1 protein-coding gene is annotated in these 513 nt (G+C 44.4%); it reads left to right on the plus strand.

From position 1 onward, the window contains the following. Positions 1-430 (plus strand): Zn(2+)-responsive transcriptional regulator (gene zntR, locus IQQ51_RS22600; RefSeq protein WP_228013158.1); only part of this gene is annotated, 430 nt, incomplete at its 5' end. Positions 431-513: the final 83 nt, after the last annotated feature.

Genomic DNA, 513 nt, shown 5'->3' on the forward strand with positions numbered 1-513 from the left:
CGGTGAATTAGCGAAGCGATGCGGTGTGACAGCCGATACCTTGCGATTTTATGAGAAGAATAACCTGATCGCGCCAGCCAGTCGCAGTGAGTCGGGTTATCGCCTATATGATGAAAATAACCAGAAACAGGTGACGTTTATTCTCAAATCTAAAGCGTTGGGGCTGAGTTTGGACGAGATTAAAGAATTGCTTGAGATTCGCCTCGAGGCCACACAGCACAGTTGCGCTGAAGTGAAGTCGATTACCTCAGCAAAATTAGAGATGATTGATGAAAAGATCACTGAGTTAACTAAGATTCGCACTGCACTTAAAAAGATTAATGATGCGTGTTGTGGGCACGTAGACGACGATGCAAGCCATTGTTCTATTCTGGCAGCCTTGGATTCCGCAAACGTCAACAAAGGGCGCTGCTGTCGCACTGGAGAGTAATCAGCCACCTATCACGTTTCGACAAGCAAAAAAAAAGCCAAACTCAAAAGTGAGCTTGGCTTTTAATTCAATAAATTACGAAA

The sequence above is a fragment of the Vibrio sp. OPT18 genome (assembly GCF_015163615.1).
In the GTDB taxonomy this organism is placed as follows: Bacteria; Pseudomonadota; Gammaproteobacteria; order Enterobacterales; family Vibrionaceae; genus Vibrio; species Vibrio coralliirubri.